General features: G+C 44.2%; 3 protein-coding genes. 2 read left to right on the plus strand and 1 reads right to left on the minus strand.

The window, feature by feature from the left end; translation table 11 throughout:
- The first annotated feature begins 43 nt into the window (after positions 1-43).
- Together IGQ44_00975 and IGQ44_00980 are read left to right on the plus strand one after the other, a co-directional pair.
- Entirely contained in the window at positions 44-571 is a 528-nt protein-coding gene (locus tag IGQ44_00975) for an NYN domain-containing protein (protein ID HIK36553.1), read from the plus strand.
- A gap of 80 nt (positions 572-651) precedes the next feature.
- Positions 652-1,338: a hypothetical protein gene (locus IGQ44_00980; protein HIK36554.1), complete on the plus strand. Its 687-nt coding sequence runs from the start codon at positions 652-654 to the stop codon at positions 1,336-1,338.
- Positions 1,339-1,348: 10 nt separating this feature from the next.
- Here IGQ44_00980 and ovoA read toward each other — a convergent pair whose 3' ends face one another.
- Complete coding sequence (gene ovoA / locus IGQ44_00985) at positions 1,349-2,680, minus strand: 5-histidylcysteine sulfoxide synthase (protein HIK36555.1); 1,332 nt, start codon at positions 2,678-2,680, stop codon at positions 1,349-1,351.
- Between the last annotated feature and the right edge of the window lie 211 nt (positions 2,681-2,891).

Raw genomic sequence — 2,891 nt, forward strand, 5'->3', positions numbered from 1 at the left:
CCCCACCAACCACCACTGCTACTACCACCCCAATTCTAATAACATAATTGTTCCCCACCGCCCCCCCGACAGAGTCTCCATTTTCGTCGACGGCAATAACATGTTTTATGCACAACAAAAAAATGGCTGGTTTTTTGATCCCCGTAAGATTCTTGACTATTTCTCTAAAGATGCTGGCTGTATACTCGTAAACGCCTTCTGGTACACCGGCCTGAAAGATCCCCAAGATCAACGGGCCTTTAGAGATGCTTTAATTAGCCTCGGATATACCGTTAGAACTAAAATCCTTAAAGAATACTACGATGAAGCCTCCGGCAGAATCTCCCAAAAGGCTAATCTGGATATTGAAATAGTAGTCGACATGTTTAACACTGTAGATCAGTATGATCGCGTAGTACTATTTAGCGGCGATGGCGACTTCGAAAGGGCTATCGAACTTTTACGCTCTAAAAATACCCACATCACTGTAGTCTCCACTGAAGGTATGATCTCCCGTGAACTTCGTAACGCTACAGATAAGTATATAGATTTGAACGACATCAGAAGTGCCATCGAAAAAACTGACTATTAATACTATTAAAACACCCCTAATTCCACCAACATTAAACTATAAAAACAACCACAAATAGCAAGGACAAAAGAGAAAATTATATGGCCATCGTGTTGGATATTAAAAATAATCAAAACGGCACACACATCGGCGAGGTGATCGAAACTAGTACTACTCAATTTGTAGCACAGTGTCTCGAGCCAGAAGACTTGAATTTCCCCTCCATGCCCCCCTTTGGCAGTTGGGTAAAATCCTTCGACGAGGAGTCGGGCAATAAAATCTTCGCCGTCGTCACTAATGTTACCACCGCCCCCATCGACTCGGTCCACAAGGCAAGAGCTTTAGGTCTTAGTTTAGCTGAATTGCGTCAACAACAACCACAAATATTTGCCATGCTTAAAACAGAATTCCAGGCAGCTATTGTGGGCTTTGAAACACCCCCTGACCCCCAACAAAATGGTTTTAACCCCGGGGAAGGCAAAATCTATCAATACCTCCCCCCCCGCCCTCCTCAAATCCATCAGGGGGTTTATACCTGTAGTGCTAGGGAAGTTATCCGATTCACCGAATCTCCCCACTTCCTCCGCCTCTTACTACAAGTCCAAAACACCCCCCTCGAATCCCTCATCGCCGCTAGCCTTAGAGAATCCTACCGTCTCCGCCACCTCCAACCCGATGCCATGGAGGCCGCGCGTCAGTGGCTCATTCAGGCCGGCCGTACTCTTAGTGTACTACTTAAGAACGATTATGACTCCCTTAAGTACATCCTAAGTCAAGTACATTTGTAACTTGTTGCCCTCATTCGGCCAAAACCAGTCTAAATCCGGCATGTTGGTAAAAGTAGGGGCGAAACCAGTTGCGGTAAAATCTACTGGCAGAATGGCCGCTACTTGCCCAACTGCCTCCTATTAACAGATAATGATTGTCATCAAAAAAGGGCGCCGAATAGTCTTCATATAGGTAATGAGTAGTAAATCCCTCTAATGGTTTCAATTTTTCCCCCAACCACTCCCACACGTTCCCCCTACAGTCATACACTCCACTGTCACTTCTTGCCTCTCTCATACTCCCCACCGGTGTTGGTGAGTGGTATCTAAAATTTAGATTATAATCCTCCCCTTTCTCCCCCTCCTTCCTTGATGCCAAATGCCATTCCCCCTCCGTCATCAAACGATAATTACATCCATCCCTCCCTCCTAAATACCTACAATAAGCCATCGCCTCATACAAGGAGACCTCCACCGGAAAGTCCAACGGCAACTCCACCTCCTCAAACATCAAACGGTATCGGTAACCCTCTTCCCCTCTTTTTCCCCAAAACTTGGGATGTTTTACCCCATTTTCTTCTTTCCATATCCACCCCTCTTCATGCCAATATTCCGGATTTTCATATCCCCCCTCCTCTACAAACCTCAAAAACTCCCCATTTGTCACTAAATACTTACTCACCCAGAAATCCTTTACCTCCACCTCCTTTTTGCCAAAATCCACATCCCAACCGTAATAGTTATCATTTCTATCTCTCCCTATCCTTACTCTTCCCCCCTCCACCTTCACCATCTCCTGTGATGGATTTACCCCCCTTGTAGAAGCATACTCCCACCCCGACGGTTTTTCTAACCATTTTTCCTCCACCTGTCTGATTAGCATTGAAGAAGTTTCAATATGTATTCTTTGGTGTTCTATCCCCATTATCACACTCCACCACGGATTCTCTTCTGTTATCGGCAAATCTAGGGAAGTATTTTCTATGGCTTCTCTTATTTTTTCATATGCCCTTTTCCTGTAATCCCATACCTCCTCTACTCTGTCCCACTTTATTTTTACTATCTTTTCCCTCAATTGTTCTGCATTTTCTGGATCTACCCCTACCGCATACATCTCCTCATACCCCTCGTTTATCGATTCCTTAATCATCCCTGCCCTTCTCATTTTATTGATATAAAAAACCGCCGAATGTCCCAAATAAAAAATGAGTGGATTCCTCAAAGGATCTGGGTTTGTATAAAATATCTCCTCCTTTTTTATGGAATTAAATAGACAATCCTCCTTCCACCAACTCTCCTCAAAATAGCTCAAAATCTGTTCCCTATCACAACTATTTAAAGGCAAACTGTACTCCATAGTCATCTACAAATAATTTCAGACCGCACATGTCAGGAAATTATAACTTATAAGAGCCTACACACTTTATCCCATTGTCCCAATAAATCCTAAAAATACCCCCACAAAACCCCAATAGGACTACTCTAGCTCATGGGAAACACAACAATTTTTATGAATACTACCACCGCCTTTCCACTCTCCCCCTTTTCCTCCCACCCCCACACCCCCACCCACC

It is taken from the genome of Geminocystis sp. M7585_C2015_104, from assembly GCA_015295805.1.
In the GTDB taxonomy this organism is placed as follows: Bacteria; Cyanobacteriota; Cyanobacteriia; order Cyanobacteriales; family Cyanobacteriaceae; genus DVEF01.